Origin of the sequence: Lysinibacillus sp. FN11 (assembly GCF_024628845.1) — a bacterium.
GTDB classification, from domain to species: Bacteria; Bacillota; Bacilli; order Bacillales_A; family Planococcaceae; genus Lysinibacillus; species Lysinibacillus capsici.
On sequence record NZ_CP102383.1, the window covers coordinates 2,322,891 to 2,342,419 of the forward strand.

Below are 19,529 nucleotides of genomic sequence, written 5' to 3' on the forward strand. Positions count from 1 at the left end.
TATTATCATTCAAAATCGAATTTTAAATGATTCATGACTTTTTGTAAAGTAGATATTCAAAAATAAATTTTATTAGCCACAAAAAACATAAAAAAACACCTCCTCTGTCCATGGAACAAAGGAAGTGCCTTCTGTCTTAATATAGTGCTATTTTTGTATGCAATAGCTCATGTAACTCATGCAATTTTTTAATTTCATAATGCGGTTCAATACCACTCGTATTTTCAATATTGCGGATGTTAAACCAGCATGTATCAATGCCTGACAGCAAGCCGCCTTTAATGTCTGATGTCAAAGAATCGCCGATTATAAGCGTTTTAGCTTTATCAAAATGCTCAATCCGCTCAAATACGTAATCAAAAAAGGCAGGCATTGGTTTTTGATAGCCCGTTTGCTCGGAGATAAAGATGCCTTTAAAATATTGTGCTAAATCGGCATCCACTAGTCGTTTATTCTGTGTCAATGTTACGCCATTTGATACAACATACAAATGATAGTGATCGGCTAGTTGAGCGATAACTTCATAAGCCCCTTCTACATAATGGTGTGCTTCCTGTAAGTATTTCTGGAATAGTGATTCAAAGTAGACGCCATCGACCTCCATCCCAAATTCCTTTAAAGCAACCGCAAATCTTGTATTATGTAGTGTATTTTTTGTCACTTCCCCACGCTCAAAAGCTCGCCACATCGATTCATTAATTTCTTTGTAGCGCGCAATCATCTCGGGCGTAGTGGCTATCTTTTCCTCTCTAAACATGCGGTCTAGTGCTGCATTTTCAGCTAAATCAAAATCTAGTAATGTATCATCTACGTCAAACAATAAGATCTCATATTTCGTCATGTTCATTCCCACTTTCTTTGATGCATTGTGACTATTTACTCTATATCATGATAACGTTTTTTATGAAAAATAACAGTAAAATGTCCTATGACAGAATATTAGAACATGTATGCGCTTTATACACATGCTTATCCGTAAATTGAAACGAGGGAACTTTTTCTATATTGGAAAAAAGTTCGTCTAGCCATAAAATAGTCCGTTCTGCAATTTCATATTTGAAATTATCGTTGAATATGAGACAATAGATTGCTAGAAAGGAAGATGTACGAAAGATGACGACCTTACAAAAAATAACACCTGTCTATGATCCTTGGGAAGCCTATTTAGATGTAGAACAACATGGACAAATGACACTCTCAAATATTGAATTTACAACAACAACACTTTGTAATATGCGCTGCGCACACTGTGCAGTAGGCTATACATTACAAAATAAAGACCCTGAGGCATTACCAATTGAATTAATTCTAAAACGATTAGATGAAATACCCCATTTAAAAACGCTCAGCATTACTGGTGGAGAACCTATGATGAGTAAAAAGTCCGTCCAGAATTATGTGTTGCCACTTTTAAAATATGCGCATGAACGTGGTGTACGGACACAAATTAACTCCAACCTAACATTGGAACCAGCACGTTATTTACTGATTGCACCTTATCTTGATGTCCTTCATATTTCACATAACTGGGGAACAATCGATGAATTCGTCGAAACGGGCTTTGCAATGATGGAACGCAAACCAACATACGACCAACGTGCAGCCTTATTCCAACGCATGATTGATAACTCAAAAATGCTAGCTGAACATGGTGTAATGGTATCAGCAGAAACAATGTTAAACAAAAAAACTTTACCATACTTAGAACATATTCATCACCAAATCATCCATGAGATGAAATGTGCACGTCATGAGGTGCATCCAATGTATCCATCCGACTTTGCAAGTGCACTTACTTCTTTATCACTAGAGGAAACACGTGAAGCCATTCATCACCTGCTAGATATCCGTGATGACAATACATGGATGTTATTTGGTACACTACCATTCTACCCATGTAGCATGAACGAAGAGGATCAAAAGCTGTTACAACGTCTCCGTACTGAGAAGAATGTCACAATGCGTAATGACCCAGACGGTCGTTCACGATTGAATATCAATATCTTTACAGGCGATGTGATCGTTACCGACTTTGGTGACACACCAGCCCTCGGCAATATTGTACATGACGAACTACCATTGATCTTTGATAAATGGATGGCAACCGACTTGGCAAAATCGCTTAACTGCCATTGTCCAGCAGTCAAATGCTTAGGGCCAAATGTACTTGTAAAAAATATGTATTATCAAGATGCCGCGTTTGTGAGTGGCTCTGCTCGTGTATAAGTTCATCGATAAAGAGAGCAACTCCATGTTGAACAAAGACTGATCAACATGGAGTTGCTTTTACATATGGCGTTATAAATTGTAAGTTGGCCTTATCTGTTCTTTAATGCATCGTATATAATTGTTCGATCGTAAGTGAAGAATCCACCTCTTGATTTTTCTTGTCTTCGGAAATGATTTTCCCTTCATAAATCAATCCACCTGTACGTAAATCAACGATAGACAACCACTGTCCATCAGAAACACGATATACTAAATAAAATTTCCCCTCTGCTATACGTAAATATGGAGCATCTTTCTCATTCGCAATGCTTGAATATTGAAGGGTTAAGGGCTCTTCCCACTTTTTCTTTTCAATATGATAACGATTCAGCGTTAAACCATTGGCTGAATAAACAGGAATGTATATCGTTTCTTTATGAATCAGCATTGACTTCCGATAGGGTTTTAATTCTTCTGGCATAGTCCATTCCTCTGCTTCATTCTTGGCATTATTATAGAGATATATTTGACTAGAGATAACTTCTAGCTCAGTATCTTCTTTTCGATCACTGTATTTTTCTACCATATATAAATAATAATTTTCGTTTTGAGTAGTAGTATTGTATTCATTAAAAATACGGATACTGGAAGTGCCTCTTTCTTCTGACACTAACTCTGCAAGGATGGCGTCCTTTACTAATTCCTTCTTGTTCTCATCAATCGAATAGACATGCAACTCTTCCCTAGCTTTTATAAGATAGTTGGCTGATAAATAGTTTGTTGTTAAAATATTTATCTTTCCATCTCCTACGTAGACGTCATTCACATTAATCCAATCATAGCTAGCTTTGACTGGTATATCGATTTTAAAGGAAGAACTGTCATTTGTATTTTTATCAAGTGTATCAATTTGAAGCGTTACGACATTGCTAGCTTCTTTTCCGCCATCATCTAAAAACGTTGTGTAAATCAAACGTGATTTGTCTTCAAAATATTTTCTTGGATCAAATTCTTTCCCACGCATAAAATTACGGTGTTCCTCAATATATTTTCGAAGATTCATAGGTTCATTCGGTGCCATCAAATCTCTAAAAAAAGACTGATTATTGGGATTCGTGGAACCATCCTTTGATATGTACAACATATGATAAAGATCATTACTCTGATAACTTGTTTGAAGAATAAGATTTTCGATTTCTTCCTTATTTCCGCTGATCGTTTCAATTTTATAGGATCTGTCATTTTTCGATGCCATTGCTGTTTTTTGGATATAGTAAGAACTGATAAACACCACGATGAAGAAACTAATACTGATTGTTTTCCAATATTTTTTCATTGTTATACCTCCTCTAGACCCTGATTTTATATTTTAATAAATGATTCGCAATCCAAATGGCACTGCCTAAAACGATCATGCTCGTTACCAGTACCATTAAGAAAATTTCAAGTGGGTAAAAGTAATTTGTATAAACATTAACTAATAGGATTGGAGCAAAAAATACCCCAAGTGACAGTAAGCCATAAAAAATAGCGTAAAAAATCCCTTTTAAACCATAACTTCGCTCAATTAAAATCGCGGTAAATATTACTGCCACGAAAAGTAACCCAAGTGCATAAACCAGGATAAACTCTGTAAAGCTAGTCGGATACAGCCACCTCCACATATTTAAAGTAGAACTAGTATAAATTGAGAAATTTGATTGGAGGTCTATTGGTATAATCTTATTCACTATTTGTTTTTCCATCAAAATTAGCAAGATTTGCAAAGCAATCAAGCCAAGAACTAAAAGCATAATCGTCGTTAATTTCGCAAAATAAATGGCGATTCTTTCAGTTGGTAACATGAATAATCTGTAAATAAATGTATTTTTACCAAACCAATCTCGATACCAAATAAAGAAAACATAAATCATCAACATGGCGATACAAAAAAAGATTGGCAGCAGAAACCATTCTGAATCAGTGAATCGATCGAAAGAAAAAGTCCCGTATTGCTCCTCATACTGGTTCCTGGATAACTGGTTTTCTGCCATCAACTGTTTAGCATTTTTCATATAGGTTTGTGAGATAATTCCCGCTCCTATAAGCTGGCTGAGCATGGTCAAGCCTATTAAAATCAAATACAATTTAAAAAATCGATTTACTTCAAAATTAACAAGTTTTAAATAGTTTTTCATGCTCGATATACCTCCCTCATCACATCAACCACTGATTTCCCTTCATTTTCACGTACTTCCTCCACGCTAAATTCTCTCAATACTGCACCGTCATCAATAAGGACTGCTTTATCAATCAAATGCTCAATATCACTAATTTCATGCGTTGTTATAATGACACCACGTTCTTCAATTAAATGGCTTGTAAACACCTCTGCAATCTGCTCACGAGAGAAAATATCAATGCCAGAGAATGGTTCATCCATCAGTAAATAATCGACATCAAGTGACAAACCCAGTAGCATATTCACTTTTGCTGTATTTCCTTTCGATAAGTTAGCAATTCGTTCATTCGGATCAAGTTTAAAAAATTGTCGTAATTCTTCTGCTCTCTGAGGATTCCAGCTTTTATAAAAATCAGCCATGAACGCACAAGCTTCACTGATTTTCATTTGTGGCAACATCGTTATTGTGTCTGGGATGAAGGTTATTTTTTCAAAGCTTTCTTTTGTGATTTTTTCTCCATCAATTAAAATTTCACCACTATTAATTGGTGTGAGCGCCATAATAGCTTTCATGATTGTCGTCTTACCTACACCATTTATTCCTATTAAACAAGTAATCTCCCCTTTTTCTGCAGTAAAAGAAAAGTCTTTTAAAACCTGTTTCCTGCCGTATTTCTTGTTAACATTATTTACTTCAATCATTTCGATTCCTCCGCTTCTCCGCTTTCGGCATCATGTTTTTTCTTTACGAGTTCCAACACTTCTGCTAACGGCACATCGATAGATTTAATAGAGCCCAAAAATAAGTCAACCGCTTCGATAATCAATTCCTCACGGACATTTTTAAGGACCGCTTCATCTTTTGTAATGCAGCTAGGCATATTCCCCTCTGTAAAAATCAATCCTTGTTCCTCCATTTCCTTATAAGCTCGTTGCGCAGTATTTGGGTTAATCTTTAACTGATTGGCTAATTCCCTTCTGGATGGGATCTCCTGACCGGGCTCATAAAACCCCTTGGCAATTTGTTCTTTCAAATGCCGAATAACTTGGACATACACCGGGTCCCGATTATTAAAATTTATAGTCAAATAACTCAACTCCTCAAAAAATTAATTTCGCGTATTAACCACTTAATACACAGTATGCATAATGATGGGTTGCCCCTATCAATAAACATGGACATATTTTTTTCTCGCTAACACCTCTGCGTATTAAGTACTTAATACACTGTCATTAAAAAAATGTATTAAACAGTTAATACACTTCTTGCAATGTATTATATGCTTAATACACATTTTAAGTCAACCATATTTATGGAAATAACTATCAATAATTAAAATCACAACCAGTTGGACAAGTAGCATGTACAATCTGGGATGCAAATATGCTTTTCTTCAAACAGACGAGTGTTTTTTTCTTCTCAATAATCATGCTAATTGTTAACTGGTTAGGAATGTATGTTTTCTTTAGCACAAAAAAATAAATTTTATGCTCACAAGAGGTATAAGAAATTATAGTTGAGCTATACTATTAAAGATTTCACTTCAAATCCAATGACTAGGAGGGTTAACCCGATGAGTGCGATTGATCGATAACTCAGAAGGACCATCAAAACTGAATAAGCTAAAGTACAGATTTCTTAGGAATATCTTAAGATCCTATGCGGAAGCGAGGCAGTGTGTCATGGAGCAGAAAATGTAAGTGGTAATCAGACCCGGAAATAAATTTCCGGGTTTTTCTAATTGTAAAGCCGTTATTCTAAATACATAAAAGCCATATTCAGATGAATATGGCTTTCCCCTTATCTAATTAATTCCTTTGCTAGGAATCTATAGGTATTTAAACGACTTTCTAATTCATATTGATTGCAATTTAGCATTACTTCATCAAAGCCATAGCGTTCTTGCTCAGCACTTAAAAAAGAAGCAATGTCTTGGGGTGTCCCGACAAGATTCGCCTTGCGATTATTGTCAATCGTCAATTTATCCATTTCAGTTAATGGATAATCCTTCGCTTCTTCGGGTGACATTGTTTGAATGATTTGCCCTTTCATTAATTGAAGACGAGAAATATCAATCGGTTTAGCTAAATATTCCGCTTCTTCTAAGGTGGGGGCAACTGTTGCTGCATATGTCACAATGATTTGTGGTTTATCCATATAATAAGAAGGCGTAAAATAGGCTTTATAGGCATCAAAGATATCCTTTGATATATTGCCCGTGAAAAATTGTGCATACGAATAGCCTACTCCCAGCTGGCCAGCCTGCATGGCACTCTGACCACTAGAACCTAGTAACCAAGCCTCTGGTAATGAAATATGAGCAGGAGCTGCAACGACTTGATCATAGACATGTTCACCTGTTTTTTGATTATTCATTAGTTTTAATATGATTTCTAGCTTATCGTACTGTTCCGTGAAGCGTTGTCGTCTTCCCTCTGCCAATGCATAGATAGCGGCATGATCACCACCAGGAGCTCTCCCCACACCAAAATCAATACGATTGGGTGCCAGCCCCGATAATGTTTTAAAGACCTCTGCTAGCTTATAGGGTGAATAATGCATCATCATGACGCCACCCGTACCAATGCGAAGCCGCTGTGTTTTAGCAGCTAAAAAAGCAGCAGTTACTTCAGGAGCTGAACTCGCCAATGACTGACTATTATGATGTTCAGCAAGCCACATACGGTGATAGCCAAGCTCTTCACCTAGCAATGCCAGCTGTTCTGTACGTTGGAAGGCCTCTTCTGCAGAATGACCTTTTGGAATCGGCATTTGATCTAAAATACTTAATCTCATGTAAAACATCCTCTCTGTCTCTAGCTCCCCCTTTTACTGTAATACAGTTTGGATGATTTACAAAATAAAAAACCTTACTCATAAGCTAGTTGTTTCTTTTCCCAAGTGTGATAGACCATGCCAACAAGCTTTTGCTGTTGTTGCTGGTTTAATACGACATCTTTAAATTTCATTGCCTCTAGGGAAAATTGCTGCGTTTGTTCGTTCACGACAAATTGGAGAATAGCATGTCCTTTTTCGTCTTGAAACGTAATATCACCTGACAATTCTACAACTTGCTCCCCAGTTTTCGCTTCATAATAGCGCCAGTAAGGTTCAAAAAAAGCGTAATTAAACGCATTTCGAACTGTGACATCTGAAAAATTCTCCAAATAGCCTTCCTTTACAGTATCAATATACTCATGATCTGTTATATCTTTTTTTGCATTAAAGACATACCCTACAAGTACTCCCATAAACACAACACAGAGAAATACACGTATATGATTTCCTAAACTCATGTCATCACGTCCCCTTTACGTAAAAACACCATCAACTACATAATACATCAAAATAATGACTCCAAGTAGAATTTTTTTGTGTTATGTAGAAATTATCGTCATTTCCTATCGGATCACTTCATTTATTTCTATTAAAAAATAGCAGCTAGAGTATTTACAGCCTATCCTCAGTTCGCTACTATCAGATTATTATGATAGAAAAGAGATGACCTTTTGTGCCTTTTGATTTAGATGTAAATATTTTATTAATTTTAATCCTCTTCGGTTTTTTAGCAGCCTTTATTGATTCAGTGGTTGGAGGAGGTGGGCTTATCTCATTACCAGCTCTTATGTTCGTTGGTCTTCCTCCCTCTGCTGCAGTAGCAACCAATAAATTGGCAGGTACAATGGGTTCCCTTACTAGCACAGTGACATTTTATCGCTCTGGTAAACTAGATATAAAAGCCGTCTATAAGCTTTTCCCCTTCGTCTTTTTTGGCTCTATGCTGGGTGCTTGGATTGTCCACTTAATGGACCCAAGTGTACTGAAGCCATTAATGCTGATTATGCTTGCAGCCGTTGCTATCTATACCATCTTTAAAAAAGACTGGGGCAGTATGACCACCTATAAACAATTAACCCCAAAGCGTTCTATTATTTTTGTTTTTGTGATTACACTTATTGGCTTTTATGATGGCTTTTTAGGTCCTGGGACAGGCTCGTTTCTACTCTTTGCTTTTCTCCTAGTTGGCTTTGATTTTTTACAATCAGCAGGAAACGCCAAATTTTTAAATTTCGGCAGTAATGTAGCTGCCCTCCTTATGTTTATATACTTAGGACAAATAAATTATGCCTACGGACTACCTATGGGTCTTGCGCAAATTGCAGGAGCTATTGTTGGTTCAAAATTTGCCATTAAACGCGGCAGTGGCTATGTACGTAAATTATTTATCGTTGTGACCATTCTATTACTCTTGAAAAATACATATGACTATTTTTCATGATCAGCCGTTATACTAACGTATGCCAATACTATAGAAGGATCAAACTTATCTCAATTGGGGTAAGTTTTTTTCATGGCATCAACTTTTTCCCTCTCCTCGTACGTCTAGTAAATGTATACAATTTGACAATGTTAAAAAAGGAGCTTCTTTGGACATGAGAACAAGAAATGCATTTCAACATGAAGAGGTGTTTGTCCAATTCATTCGAGAACAAAAAGAGCGTTTTTATTTGCTCGCGTATAGCTATACAAAAAATGAACAGGACGCACTAGATGTTGTACAAGACAGTATCCAAAAAGCCATGCTTTCATTAGATCGACTTGAAAATGTGACCTATATGAAAAGCTGGTTTTATAAAATAGTTGTCCGTACAGCCATAGATTTTTTACGTAAGCATAAACGCTTACAAGTGACAGATGATGATACATTACAATATTTAACACCTGCTCAAGAGGATGTTTATGAGAATGTTGACTTGGAGCATGCGTTGGATGAACTCCCGCAAATGTATCGAGAGGTTGTCATTCTCCATTATTTCGAGGATTTAAAACTCGCTGACGTGGCGAACATCCTCGACATTAAGTTGAGTACAGCCAAATCGCGTCTTTATAAAGCATTAAAACTATTGAAAATCCAATTGGAAGATGTGAAGGGAGAAACTGCACATGGATAAAAAATTACAGGAGTTAGAAAAACAATATATGAAAGTCCCGATTCCAAAAGAGCTAGACTTCGTGGTTGAAAAAGCACTTAAGCAAGGTCAAAAAAAGAAAAAAATCGTACACCTCAATGGGTCCTTGGATCAGCCGCTGCAGCCATGCTATTTACAGCTGGTTTAAATGTAAGTCCTGCAATGGCACGCACACTCTCAGAAATTCCCGTGGTTGGGAGTGTGATAAAAGTATTGACTTGGACAGAATATGAAGTGGCTGAAGATACTTATGATGCCAATATTAAAGTACCTTCTATTGAAAACTTAGAAAATCAAGATCTGGCGAATACATTAAATGAAAAATATCGTGCAGAAGGTAAGACACTTTACGATGAATTTATGGCAGAAGTGGGCGATTTAAAATTAAATGGCGGTGGTCATTTAGGTATTGATAGTGGCTACGAAATCAAAACTGATAACGAACAAATTTTGTCGATTGGCCGTTATGTAGTGAATACCGTTGCTTCTTCTTCAACGGTGATGGAATACGATACGATCGATAAAGAAAACGAAATTTTAATTACTTTACCAATGCTCTTTAAAGATCAGCACTATATTGAAACAATTAGTGAAAATATTAAAGAACAAATGCGTACACAAATAGCTGAATCGAATCAAGATAAAGTTTACTGGGTAAAGGGTGCTGGCCTTGCCGATGAAGAGTTAATGGAGGAATTTACAGCCATTAAACCTGATCAGCAATTCTACATTTCTGATAAAGGCAAGCTTGTGATTTCCTTTGATAAATATGAAGTGGCACCTGGCTATATGGGCGTTGTAGAGTTTGAAATCCCAACAGATGTCTTAAAAGAAGATCTTGTAAGCACAAAATATATTCATTAATTTAGCTTACTTTTCCTATGACGAGGTATTGGATGATGGTGTCATCCAATACCTCATTTTTTTCATGAAACCATACCATTTTCTGCTTATAAAGCCGACTTTTTTGTCAAAGCTAATATGTATCAATCTATGTTAGAGGGTTTTCAACATGAAAAGTGTAGGATCAATCAGTATTTTACATGTCATCTTCCTATCAATGACTGTTATTGGCTTAAAAAATCATGTAACCATTATTCCTCCGCTACTAGATGTGGCCAAAAGAGATGGCTGGCTGTCAGTATTGTTTGCTGGGGGAATTGTTTTCTTTTGGCTATTTTTATTAGTATATATTCAATCAAAATCTAATCAGGAGCCCATCCGAGATTGGCTTGATTCAAAAATCGGGAAAATTGGCTCTACTATTGTAATTTATACAGTTGCTATTTTTTTAATGATTATCGCAGCTTTTACAATGATTGAAACACTGCAATGGGTTAATACTACATTTTTACCTCAAACACCTGTGATCATCTTATTATTTATCTATACCATTCTGTGTATTCTTCTTGTGGCGACTAGCTTACAGACAATTGTCATTTTAAACGTTTTTGTATTATTCGGTGTAGTTATCTTCGGCTTTTTCGTTGCCTTTACGAACATGCAGGTGAAAGATTATGAATTATTGCGTCCATTTTTTGAACATGGATTCCAGCCTGTATTGCGAGGCATGATTTTCCCTGCATCCGGGTTTATTGAGCTTTTAATGTTGCTATTTTTACAGCATCAATTTAAGGAACGTATTCGCTGGTACCATTTTGCTATTATGCTGGCCATTTTAGTAGGACTGACATTAGGACCATTAATTGGGGCCATTACAGAATTTGGACCGAATGAAGCAGCTAAGCAACGCTACCCTGCCTACGAGGAATGGGGATTAGTGACAATCGGTCGCTATATCGAGCATCTTGACTTTTTCTCCATTTATCAATGGCTGACAGGAACCTTTATTCGAGTTAGTTTCCTTTTGTACATTGTGGCAGATTTATTGAAGATGACAGGAGATCCGAAGCGTATATGGCAAATGCTTGCTCCTCCCTTCTTTATTCTTTGTTTACCATTAATTATGCTAAATGAAAGCCTATTTTTAAAAGTAAAAGGACATTATATTCTTACAGCCACTTTTATTTTTTTCTTTTTACTCTCAATATTTTTCGTAGTCGTAGCTTTCTTGTCGGATAAATCTTCTAAAAAGGGGAAAACTGAAAAACAAGATATGAAAAGTGGTGAATCATAATGCCTCAGCAAGAACAGGCGCTAGATCTTAGTACGCTCAGAAAATTATTTCAAAAATCGGCAGATATTCAATTTCAGGAATATATGTTTAATCAGCAGAAAGTACACTTTATTACGTGTGATGCTATGATTGATCAACAAATGCTTAATGAAGTGATTATTCAACGTATTCAGTATTTATATGATCATTTGGATGAGGTCCCCTTTGAAGAGAATATCGCAAGGCATCTTCATGTTCCAAGTATTCAAAAAGTACAAGACAAGGAACAGCTGATAACTTTTGTCTATAGTGGCTTCTTGTTGTTGTATTTTGATGAAGGCAATCTTTTATATGCAAGCAATATTGCCCACAAGCCGAATCGCCAGCCTGAAGAAACACGCATGGAGGTTCTTGTTAAAGGGCCCAGAGATAATTTCATTGAAGATATACGCGTCAATATCGCACTAGTAAGAAAACGCTTGCCGACCAACTCATTTTGTGTGGAAAAAGTGGAGCTTGGGAAGCGATCAAAAACTACGGTAGCCATTCTTTATTTTGATGATATTGTGGATATGGATATTTTACATGGAATCAAAAAGCAGCTTGCTGCCGTTGATACAGATATTGTATTTAGTGGCGATTTATTGATGGAACGGGTCAATAAAAATTCCAAGCTTTTTCCGAAGTTTGATTATACAGGACGACCTGATTATGCGGTACAGGCCTTAGCAAGAGGACGTTTTATTATTTTTGTAGATGGTGTCGCCTATGCCATCATTACCCCTGTCAATTTGTTTCTCTTACTAAAATCAGCTGAGGACAATGAATATCCTATTATTTTCAGTTCACTCGAACGATTATTGAGAATATTTGGTATTTTAATCGGATTACTACTTCCTGCATTCTGGCTAGCCTTGACAACCTATCACCAAAACCAATTGCCGCTCCAACTACTCGCAACCGTTGTGCAAGCGAAGGCGGGCTTACCGCTCCCCTCTTCGCTTGAAATGTTGCTCATGTTGCTCATGTTTGAATTGTTTCGTGAAGCAGGCTTGCGTCTCCCTTCCGTTATCGGTGGGACCATCAGTGTTGTAGGTGGATTAATTATCGGGGATGCAGCCATTCGAGCAGGTGTAACCAGTCCTGAAATGATCGTTGTCATCGCTATTTCTACCATTGCCTCCTTTACATTAGTGAATCAGTCGCTTGTAACTTCTGTTAGCATATTACGCGTTGCCTTTATCTTTGCTAGTGCCTTTTTCGGATTATTTGGCTTCTTTGTTTCTTTATACCTAACACTGCTTTACTTAAGTAATATTCGAATTTACGGCTACTCTTACATGAACCTGGCAACAGATCTAAATTGGGCAACCATTAAAAAATCCATCTTTCGATTATCACCTAAGGGCTATACAGAACGTAACAAAGCACTTGCTCCACAGGATTATACACGAACTTCAAAAGGACATGAAAACAAGGATTCTCCAAATAAAAACAAATAGCATCCCTATCGATTGTGAAGGGATGCTATCTTTATTTGCTCAACGATTTTGGACTCTTTTTGTTATAACGTCCAGTACACTTTCCCAATGACCTTTCATTTCTTCTCGTACTGTCTGATCAGAAAGATGTTCCTGATGAAAGCTAATGGTTGTTTTATTACGATCTTTTGGTAAAATACGGATTTGTACAGTAGATGGTTTTGACCACTCTTCCTTTTGCCAAGTTAATCGAAGCTGCTCTAACGGTTTAACAATCCTGATTTCGCCTGACCCTGTCTTTGAATGGTATTTATGCCCAGGCTCAAATATAACTGAAGTGCCTTCACCTAGCCATGTACGTACCCCTTCTGTTGTCGTGAGCAATGCCCATGCTTGCTCCTGGGAAATTGGAAACGTCCTTCTAACCCCGATTTGAAAACCTACACTTTTCGTTTGACCGATGATTCTATCGTTACCCATTGTTTCACCTCTATTTTATGACCTTTATAGTGAACTGTAGTTCTATTCGATAAACTTGCTAAACATTCCTTCTATGTATTCAGAAATAAATGTTCCATTATCCATATCAATAATTTGACCTGATACCCTTTGATTATTCGATGGTATTACCTTTCAATGGATTCCCTCTTTCTACATAAACCTTTATTATGCATATTAGTGTGCTTTAGATACAACATGAGCAGTACAAGTAATAAGAGAAGCAACTAAAAAAGGAAATTGTTAAAAAAAACAATCTCCCTTTCCTTCATTTACGTCAATTCCACAAAATCTTTCTGAACGCTTTGTTCTGTTTGTCCCTTGCGAAATTGAATATGATGAAGCTTTGCAAAAATCCCATTTTGTGCCACTAGCTCATCATAGGTGCCATCCTCTTCAATGCCCTTCGGTGTCACAACTAATACACGATCAGCATTGCGAATAGTTGCCAGTCGATGGGCAATAACTAGTGTTGTACGATTTTCAGCAAGCTCTGTTAACGATTGCTGAATAATCATTTCTGTTTCTGTATCTAAGGCAGAGGTTGCCTCGTCTAAAATCAAGATAGGCGGGTTCTTTAGGAACATACGAGCAATCGCGAGTCGTTGCTTTTGTCCACCTGATAATTTTAAGCCACGTTCACCTATTTGTGTATCATAGCCATCGGGCAGCTCTGCAATAAATGCCTCTAGATGGGCTTTTTTCGCTGCCTCTCGAATTTCCGCTTCACTTGCATCTAATTTTCCATAGGCAATGTTTTCACGAATCGTACCTGTAAATAAAAAGACGTCCTGCTGTACGATACCGATTTGAGCACGTAATGAAGCTTGTGTCATATTACGTATATCGATACCATCAATCGTAATAGCGCCCTTTGTAACCTCATAAAATCGAGGAATCAATGAGCAGATTGTAGTTTTGCCAGCACCCGAAGGACCTACAAAGGCAATAGTTTGGCCAGCTTTTACATCAAATGATATATCATGTAAAACCTGTTTGGATGCATCATAATTAAAATGAACATGATTGAAGGCAATATTTCCATCTAAATGTTTAATAACCTTTGCATCCTCACGATCTTGAATTTCTGGCTCCTGTTCAATTAATTCACGGAAACGCTTAAAGCCAGCCATTCCTTTCGGATAAAGCTCTAATAAAGCACTAATTTTATCAATTGGTTTAATCAGAACATTCGTATATAAAACAAAGCTCACTAGCTCCCCATAAGATAATTTCCCATTAAAGCTTAGCCAAGCGCCGACCACTAACACCATTAATGTAAGGAGGCGCGTCATCATGTAAATACTGGAGTGTGTCCCTGCCATAATTTTATAGGCATATAATTTAGCCGTACGGAAAAGTCCATTTTGCTCCTTAAAGCGTTTAATTTCAAATTCTTCATTTGTAAAGGATTTCACAACACGGACACCGGACACACTATCCTCTACACGTCCGTTCACATCAGCAATTTTGCCATACATCGTTTTCCAAGCATTGTTCATTTTTATATTACTAAATGTCACAAGCCATGTTAAAAATGGCACCATAATGGCTGCAATCAAAGCGAGTGTTGGATTCACATTAAACATAATGGCAAAGGCCCCAACAAAGGTCATGATCGCAATAAAGAGATCCTCTGGTCCATGATGGGCAAACTCACCTATATCAAACAAATCATTGGTAATGCGACTCATAATATGACCTGTTTTCGTATTATCAAAGAATCGGAATGATTGTCTTTGTACATGCGTAAATAATTCCTGACGCATATCCGTTTCGATATTTATGCCTAGTTTATGTCCTAAATAGTTAACGATAAAGTTCAATAATGTACTAATGGCATAAACAAGCAGTAATAGGACACTTATTTTCACGATCATGCCCCAATCTCCTGTTGGCAATAACTCATCGATAAACCATTGAACAGCCAATGGAAACGCAAGCTCTAAGATTGCTACAATAATGGCACTCGAAAAATCGATGACAAACAATCGTTTATGTGGCTTGTAGTAGGAAAAAAATTTTCTATACATGTTTGTCTCCTCTCTAAGTTGTAAAAATTTTGCCTATCTTTTTATAGTACCATTTGTGCAAACGTAACGGAAAAGTATTTTTTCTCCATAGCAGTATATTTTTATTTACTTTTATATTGTTGCATGTTATTATGTTAGTAAGAATTGAATAGCTTTTGACTTTATTGTCAAAGGGAGTAGCTAGCAGATGCGATCGAAGCATCTGATTCACATTCGTCATTACATGGTATATTACCATCGGGTGTGATGGCATTTCTTGTCACACAGAAAACTTTCTGTGCAACGAACAGTTAATTGCTTAGCAAGACCTTTGCCTATTTTTTAGGCAGGGGTCTTTTTCTTTTGCTTAAAATAGGGAAAGAATAAGTTAGCAAGCCATTCATTTCTGTTCAACAATTAAAGGAGGCAATAAATTTGGAGGCAATATTTTTAGAATACGCATGGGTACTTGTCGTATTAATTGTACTAGAAGGTTTGTTAGCAGCAGACAACGCCGTCGTAATGGCTGTTATGGTTAAGCATTTACCAAAGGCACAACAACAAAAAGCTTTATTGTATGGATTAGTGGGGGCATTTGTTTTCCGTTTTGCCGCATTATTCCTTATTACAACGCTCGTTAATTTCTGGCAAATTCAAGCAATAGGTGCAGCTTATCTACTGTTTATGTCTATTAAGCATATTTATGATTCGCGGAAAGCATCCCAAAACTCCGAAGAAATTCAAGAGCCGAAAAAACAATCTGGCTTCTGGATGACGGTTGTAAAAGTAGAACTTGCTGATATCGCATTTGCTGTGGATTCTATTCTTGCAGCGGTTGCCATTGCTGTCACACTTCCACATATCGGTGATTTTGATATTGGCGGGATTAACGCAGGTCAGTTCGCAGTGATGTTCTTAGGTGGTATTATTGGTGTCATCATGATGCGTTTCGCAGCTCGTTGGTTTGTAAAGGTTCTCGACAAATTCCCATCACTTGAAACAGCTGCTTTCCTAATTGTCGGCTGGGTTGGTGTAAAATTAGCTGTATTAACATTAGCACATGAAAAATTGGGTGTGATTCCACACGAATTCCCCCACTCCACTATTTGGAAAGCTATTTTCTGGATTGTCTTAATTGCTATCGCATTAGGTGGCTACCTAATCGGTGTGAAAAATCAAAAGAAACAAGAACAATAATAATGAAAAAATCGCTTCGATTACGATCGAGGCGATTTTTTTTATTTTCTTAAAAGTATAAAAGAAGAGATTCTCTAATTGAGAACGAATATCAATTAACTTTTGCATGAATTGCTTTAAAAATTAAATTTTTTGTATGTTACTGCCTCAACACTGTATACTAGTAAAGAAGTCATTTACTGCAAAAGGAGGAAAACTTTTATGTTATCTGAAAAACTACACACAGCTCTTAATGAACAAATGAATTTTGAATTCTACTCTGCGCATGCCTATATGGCAATGGCAGCCTATTGCACTGATCAAGATTATGATGGCTTCGCTAACTTCTTTTTAGTACAAGCCGAAGAAGAACGCTTCCATGCCATGAAATTTTATAATTTCTTAAGTGATATGGGCTACCGCGCAACAATTCAAGGTTTTGAAAGCCCAGGCAATCATTTCGAATCCATTTTAGATGCCTTTAAAACAGCTCTCTCACACGAAAAAGAAGTAACACGCCGTATTTACAATTTATCAGACATTGCTTTAGATGAACGTGAGCATGCGACAATGGCCTTCTTAAAATGGTTCATCGACGAGCAAGTAGAAGAAGAATCTACATTTGATACATTAATTCGTAAAATTGAGCGTATCGAAACTGACTCAAACGCAATCTTTATGCTAGATGCAGAATTGGCTACACGTACATTTACACCAGATACAGAAGCATAATATTTCTTATAAAAAAATCTGCCATTAGAGCAGATTTTTTTAGGTATCTATCTTTTGGAAACCACATTACGATGTGTGGGATTTTCAAAAGATGTAATAAAAGAGAAACGTTGAATAATCAACGTTTCTCAGGTTCTTTATGGTTCTCTTACCACACCATCAAAGGCAGCTTGATAGATTTGATAGATATCTTCACGCTCTAATGGCATTGGACTTCGCGCTAAAATACGCGTTTGTTTTGTAGCATCCTCTGTTAGCTGTTCAAGTGCTGAGGCAGGGATATTGAATCCTTGTAATGTTGAGGGAATTTTCACATCTTGAACGAGTTTTTGTAAGGCGTCAACACATTTATAGGAAGCCTCTTCTTGCGATAAATAGGAAGATGATATCCCCATGGCATCTAAAATATCTTTCATTCGTTTTTCACAGCTTTGACGAATATAACCCATGACATATGGTAATAGTACTGCATTGGAATCACCATGAGCTATATGGAACTGACCTCCCAGGGGATAGGCTAAAGCATGGACGCCTGCTACACCAGCATTGAAAAAGGCTAACCCTGCTAAATAGCTGCCATAACTCATATCTGTGCGCGCTTGCTTATCTTGCCCATTATGGACAGCTGTTCGAATTGACTGGCTAATTAATCGGATAGCTTGTAGTGCAAGTGCATCCGTTACTGCATTCGCATTTACTGATACGTAGGCTTCTATCGCATGAGTTAACGCGTCTACCCCAGTCGCCGCTGTCACCTTCGATGGTAAGGAAATCGTTAAGGCAGGATCTACAATCGCTACATCCGCTAATAAATAATCATGTGTCACGACATCCTTGGTTGTATCCAGTGATAGCACAGAAATATTTGTTACCTCCGAGCCTGTCCCAGAAGTGGTAGGAATTAAGATTTTAGGTAACCCTTTATTATCTAATGTCTTCGTTCCTGTCAGGTTTAAATAATCTGCAACTTTTCCATCATGTTTTGCTAATACGGCGGCAAGCTTCGCTAAATCTAGTGCACTGCCCCCACCTACACCAATCACCAAATCAAATGGATGCTTTCTCGTAAAATCAACTAGTTTTTCGCCAATTGCAAGCGGAGGCTCTGGTGCAATATCAGTATAAATGGTTGTTGTATAGCCTTTCTCAATCAAAGGCTTTTCGACATTGTCCGTTAGACCTATTTCTTTTAATAATGGATCTGTCACGATCAAAATATTGTGAGCGTTAAACTTCTTTACCTCTAGCAGAAGCTGACTCAAACAGCCCCAGCCAGTATAGCTAGCAGGCGTAAAGGTTAATTTATGCATGGCTTCTCTACTCCTATCTATTCATAATAGCCTTCCGTCGATTTTCTAAATGATTTAAATTGAATAGGATCATGGCCAAACCATACTTGTGAATTTGTTTCATGTGCTAGTCTTCGAATCCGTTCCACAGTCGTATTATAACCTACAGAATCATAGATAATGCCTGGTGGCTTGACAGGAGGGCCAAAGCTTTCTGCCGTATAAATAGCATCTGAAGCCAAGATAATACCACCTGTGTCAGGCATTTGAATATGCAAACCTAGCATTCCCCAAGCATGACCACTACCAAAATTTAATACTTGTATCCCTTCAGCTAGTTTTACATGATCCTCGCCACGTTTGATTAAGCGCCATTGTAGATTGTTTTTTATCCACATATCAATGTCACCCCAAACATAGGCACCGTCTTTCACGTTTCTAGCATATGTTTGTAATGTGCCATTAAACTCATCTTCCTGTACAATAATTGTCGCATTTGTAAAGAGTTCTAAGCACCCTGCATGGTCGAGATGCAAATGGGAAGCAACAACATATTTGATATCCTCTGGACGAACATTTAATTCTTCTAGACGATGATGTAAATAGCATTCTTCTGGCATATTAATAGGAAATGCTTTTTGCGTAAATTCACCCCATCGCCCTTCTGGACCCATCGAGTTTGGATTGCATGCTGTATCAAATAGAATTTTGCCTTCTGGATGATCAATCAGTACTGTATAAACAGGGAATTCAACAAATTCATTTGGCTGGTTTGGATGATCGATGGTTGCGGGATTATGCATCGCAATCATATAATTTTTATCCATTCGCATCGTACCATTGTCCATCACATACAATTTTGGATGTTGTTTAATCATTTTCATT

18 protein-coding genes and 1 pseudogene are annotated in these 19,529 nt (G+C 37.2%); 8 read left to right on the forward strand and 11 right to left on the reverse strand.

The window, feature by feature from the left end; translation table 11 throughout:
• Positions 1-136: 136 nt before the first annotated feature.
• A complete protein-coding gene (locus NP781_RS12565; protein WP_221680281.1) occupies positions 137-841 on the reverse strand; it encodes a YjjG family noncanonical pyrimidine nucleotidase in 705 nt (234 codons plus the stop codon).
• Between the two features lie 272 nt (positions 842-1,113).
• Here NP781_RS12565 and yfkAB point away from each other — a divergent pair, with 272 nt between their 5' ends.
• Positions 1,114-2,226, forward strand: a complete 1,113-nt coding sequence (yfkAB, locus tag NP781_RS12570) for a radical SAM/CxCxxxxC motif protein YfkAB (protein WP_221680280.1) — start codon at positions 1,114-1,116, stop codon at positions 2,224-2,226.
• Positions 2,227-2,329: 103 nt separating this feature from the next.
• On the opposite strand, the gene NP781_RS12575 is transcribed toward yfkAB, so the two are convergent.
• From NP781_RS12575 to NP781_RS12600, 6 genes are all read right to left on the reverse strand, one after another.
• Positions 2,330-3,544, reverse strand: a complete 1,215-nt coding sequence (locus NP781_RS12575; RefSeq protein ID WP_257522437.1) for a hypothetical protein — start codon at positions 3,542-3,544, stop codon at positions 2,330-2,332.
• Between the two features lie 13 nt (positions 3,545-3,557).
• The gene (locus NP781_RS12580) at positions 3,558-4,385 is read right to left on the reverse strand and encodes a hypothetical protein (protein ID WP_257522438.1); all 828 of its coding nucleotides are present in this window, start codon (positions 4,383-4,385) and stop codon (positions 3,558-3,560) included.
• Complete coding sequence (locus NP781_RS12585) at positions 4,382-5,071, reverse strand: ABC transporter ATP-binding protein (protein WP_221680277.1); 690 nt, start codon at positions 5,069-5,071, stop codon at positions 4,382-4,384. The genes NP781_RS12580 and NP781_RS12585 overlap by 4 nt, the downstream gene beginning before the upstream one ends.
• Positions 5,068-5,457, reverse strand: coding sequence for a GntR family transcriptional regulator (locus tag NP781_RS12590; protein WP_004230719.1), 390 nt, complete (start codon positions 5,455-5,457; stop codon positions 5,068-5,070). Before NP781_RS12590 ends, NP781_RS12585 begins: the two co-directional genes overlap by 4 nt.
• 713 nt (positions 5,458-6,170) lie before the next feature.
• Positions 6,171-7,166: an LLM class flavin-dependent oxidoreductase gene (locus tag NP781_RS12595; RefSeq protein WP_221680276.1), complete on the reverse strand. Its 996-nt coding sequence runs from the start codon at positions 7,164-7,166 to the stop codon at positions 6,171-6,173.
• A 74-nt stretch (positions 7,167-7,240) separates the two neighbouring features.
• A complete protein-coding gene (locus NP781_RS12600) occupies positions 7,241-7,666 on the reverse strand; it encodes a hypothetical protein (RefSeq protein WP_036077327.1) in 426 nt (141 codons plus the stop codon).
• Positions 7,667-7,881: 215 nt separating this feature from the next.
• On the opposite strand from NP781_RS12600, the gene NP781_RS12605 reads away from it, so the two are divergent.
• The 5 genes and pseudogenes from NP781_RS12605 (at position 7,882) to NP781_RS12625 (ending at position 12,958) form a co-directional block, all read left to right on the forward strand.
• On the forward strand, positions 7,882-8,649 hold the full coding sequence (locus tag NP781_RS12605) for a sulfite exporter TauE/SafE family protein (protein WP_221680275.1): 768 nt from the start codon (positions 7,882-7,884) through the stop codon (positions 8,647-8,649).
• A 154-nt stretch (positions 8,650-8,803) separates the two neighbouring features.
• The gene (locus NP781_RS12610; RefSeq protein WP_004230723.1) at positions 8,804-9,322 is read left to right on the forward strand and encodes an RNA polymerase sigma factor SigV; all 519 of its coding nucleotides are present in this window, start codon (positions 8,804-8,806) and stop codon (positions 9,320-9,322) included.
• Positions 9,315-10,204: pseudogene (locus tag NP781_RS12615) on the forward strand (RsiV family protein). The gene NP781_RS12610 and the pseudogene NP781_RS12615 overlap by 8 nt, the downstream one beginning before the upstream one ends.
• Positions 10,205-10,352: 148 nt before the next feature.
• A complete protein-coding gene (locus tag NP781_RS12620; RefSeq protein WP_221680273.1) occupies positions 10,353-11,477 on the forward strand; it encodes a GerAB/ArcD/ProY family transporter in 1,125 nt (374 codons plus the stop codon).
• Complete coding sequence (locus tag NP781_RS12625) at positions 11,477-12,958, forward strand: spore germination protein (protein ID WP_257522439.1); 1,482 nt, start codon at positions 11,477-11,479, stop codon at positions 12,956-12,958. The genes NP781_RS12620 and NP781_RS12625 overlap by 1 nt, the downstream gene beginning before the upstream one ends.
• A gap of 39 nt (positions 12,959-12,997) precedes the next feature.
• Here the strand turns inward: NP781_RS12625 and NP781_RS12630 are convergent, their stop codons facing one another.
• A complete protein-coding gene (locus tag NP781_RS12630) occupies positions 12,998-13,417 on the reverse strand; it encodes an SRPBCC family protein (RefSeq protein ID WP_221680271.1) in 420 nt (139 codons plus the stop codon).
• 290 nt (positions 13,418-13,707) lie between these two features.
• On the reverse strand, positions 13,708-15,468 hold the full coding sequence (locus tag NP781_RS12635) for an ABC transporter ATP-binding protein (protein ID WP_257522440.1): 1,761 nt from the start codon (positions 15,466-15,468) through the stop codon (positions 13,708-13,710).
• 414 nt (positions 15,469-15,882) lie between these two features.
• Here NP781_RS12635 and NP781_RS12640 point away from each other — a divergent pair, with 414 nt between their 5' ends.
• On the forward strand, positions 15,883-16,644 hold the full coding sequence (locus NP781_RS12640) for a TerC family protein (protein ID WP_004230735.1): 762 nt from the start codon (positions 15,883-15,885) through the stop codon (positions 16,642-16,644).
• A 201-nt stretch (positions 16,645-16,845) separates the two neighbouring features.
• Positions 16,846-17,355, forward strand: coding sequence for a ferritin (locus tag NP781_RS12645; RefSeq protein WP_048392396.1), 510 nt, complete (start codon positions 16,846-16,848; stop codon positions 17,353-17,355).
• A 137-nt stretch (positions 17,356-17,492) separates the two neighbouring features.
• Here NP781_RS12645 and NP781_RS12650 read toward each other — a convergent pair whose 3' ends face one another.
• On the reverse strand, positions 17,493-18,665 hold the full coding sequence (locus NP781_RS12650; RefSeq protein ID WP_257522441.1) for an iron-containing alcohol dehydrogenase: 1,173 nt from the start codon (positions 18,663-18,665) through the stop codon (positions 17,493-17,495).
• Positions 18,666-18,682: 17 nt separating this feature from the next.
• Positions 18,683-19,528 carry an AhlS family quorum-quenching N-acyl homoserine lactonase gene (locus NP781_RS12655; protein ID WP_004231440.1) on the reverse strand — a complete coding sequence of 282 codons (846 nt, stop codon included), beginning with the start codon at positions 19,526-19,528 and terminating at the stop codon, positions 18,683-18,685.
• Position 19,529: the final 1 nt, after the last annotated feature.

Excerpts from the sequence above, each read along its gene's own strand:
- NP781_RS12630 (WP_221680271.1), bottom strand. The coding sequence starts at position 13,417 with ATGGGTAACGATAGAATCATCGGTCAAACGAAAAGTGTAGGTTTTCAA.
- NP781_RS12645 (WP_048392396.1), top strand. The coding sequence starts at position 16,846 with ATGTTATCTGAAAAACTACACACAGCTCTTAATGAACAAATGAATTTT.
- NP781_RS12595 (WP_221680276.1), bottom strand. The coding sequence starts at position 7,166 with ATGAGATTAAGTATTTTAGATCAAATGCCGATTCCAAAAGGTCATTCT.
- NP781_RS12565 (WP_221680281.1), bottom strand. The coding sequence starts at position 841 with ATGACGAAATATGAGATCTTATTGTTTGACGTAGATGATACATTACTA.
- NP781_RS12655 (WP_004231440.1), bottom strand. The coding sequence starts at position 19,528 with ATGAAAATGATTAAACAACATCCAAAATTGTATGTGATGGACAATGGT.
- NP781_RS12575 (WP_257522437.1), bottom strand. The coding sequence starts at position 3,544 with ATGAAAAAATATTGGAAAACAATCAGTATTAGTTTCTTCATCGTGGTG.
- NP781_RS12580 (WP_257522438.1), bottom strand. The coding sequence starts at position 4,385 with ATGAAAAACTATTTAAAACTTGTTAATTTTGAAGTAAATCGATTTTTT.
- NP781_RS12600 (WP_036077327.1), bottom strand. The coding sequence starts at position 7,666 with ATGAGTTTAGGAAATCATATACGTGTATTTCTCTGTGTTGTGTTTATG.
- yfkAB (WP_221680280.1), top strand. The coding sequence starts at position 1,114 with ATGACGACCTTACAAAAAATAACACCTGTCTATGATCCTTGGGAAGCC.
- NP781_RS12610 (WP_004230723.1), top strand. The coding sequence starts at position 8,804 with ATGAGAACAAGAAATGCATTTCAACATGAAGAGGTGTTTGTCCAATTC.
- NP781_RS12620 (WP_221680273.1), top strand. The coding sequence starts at position 10,353 with ATGAAAAGTGTAGGATCAATCAGTATTTTACATGTCATCTTCCTATCA.
- NP781_RS12650 (WP_257522441.1), bottom strand. The coding sequence starts at position 18,665 with ATGCATAAATTAACCTTTACGCCTGCTAGCTATACTGGCTGGGGCTGT.
- NP781_RS12585 (WP_221680277.1), bottom strand. The coding sequence starts at position 5,071 with ATGATTGAAGTAAATAATGTTAACAAGAAATACGGCAGGAAACAGGTT.
- NP781_RS12635 (WP_257522440.1), bottom strand. The coding sequence starts at position 15,468 with ATGTATAGAAAATTTTTTTCCTACTACAAGCCACATAAACGATTGTTT.
- NP781_RS12625 (WP_257522439.1), top strand. The coding sequence starts at position 11,477 with ATGCCTCAGCAAGAACAGGCGCTAGATCTTAGTACGCTCAGAAAATTA.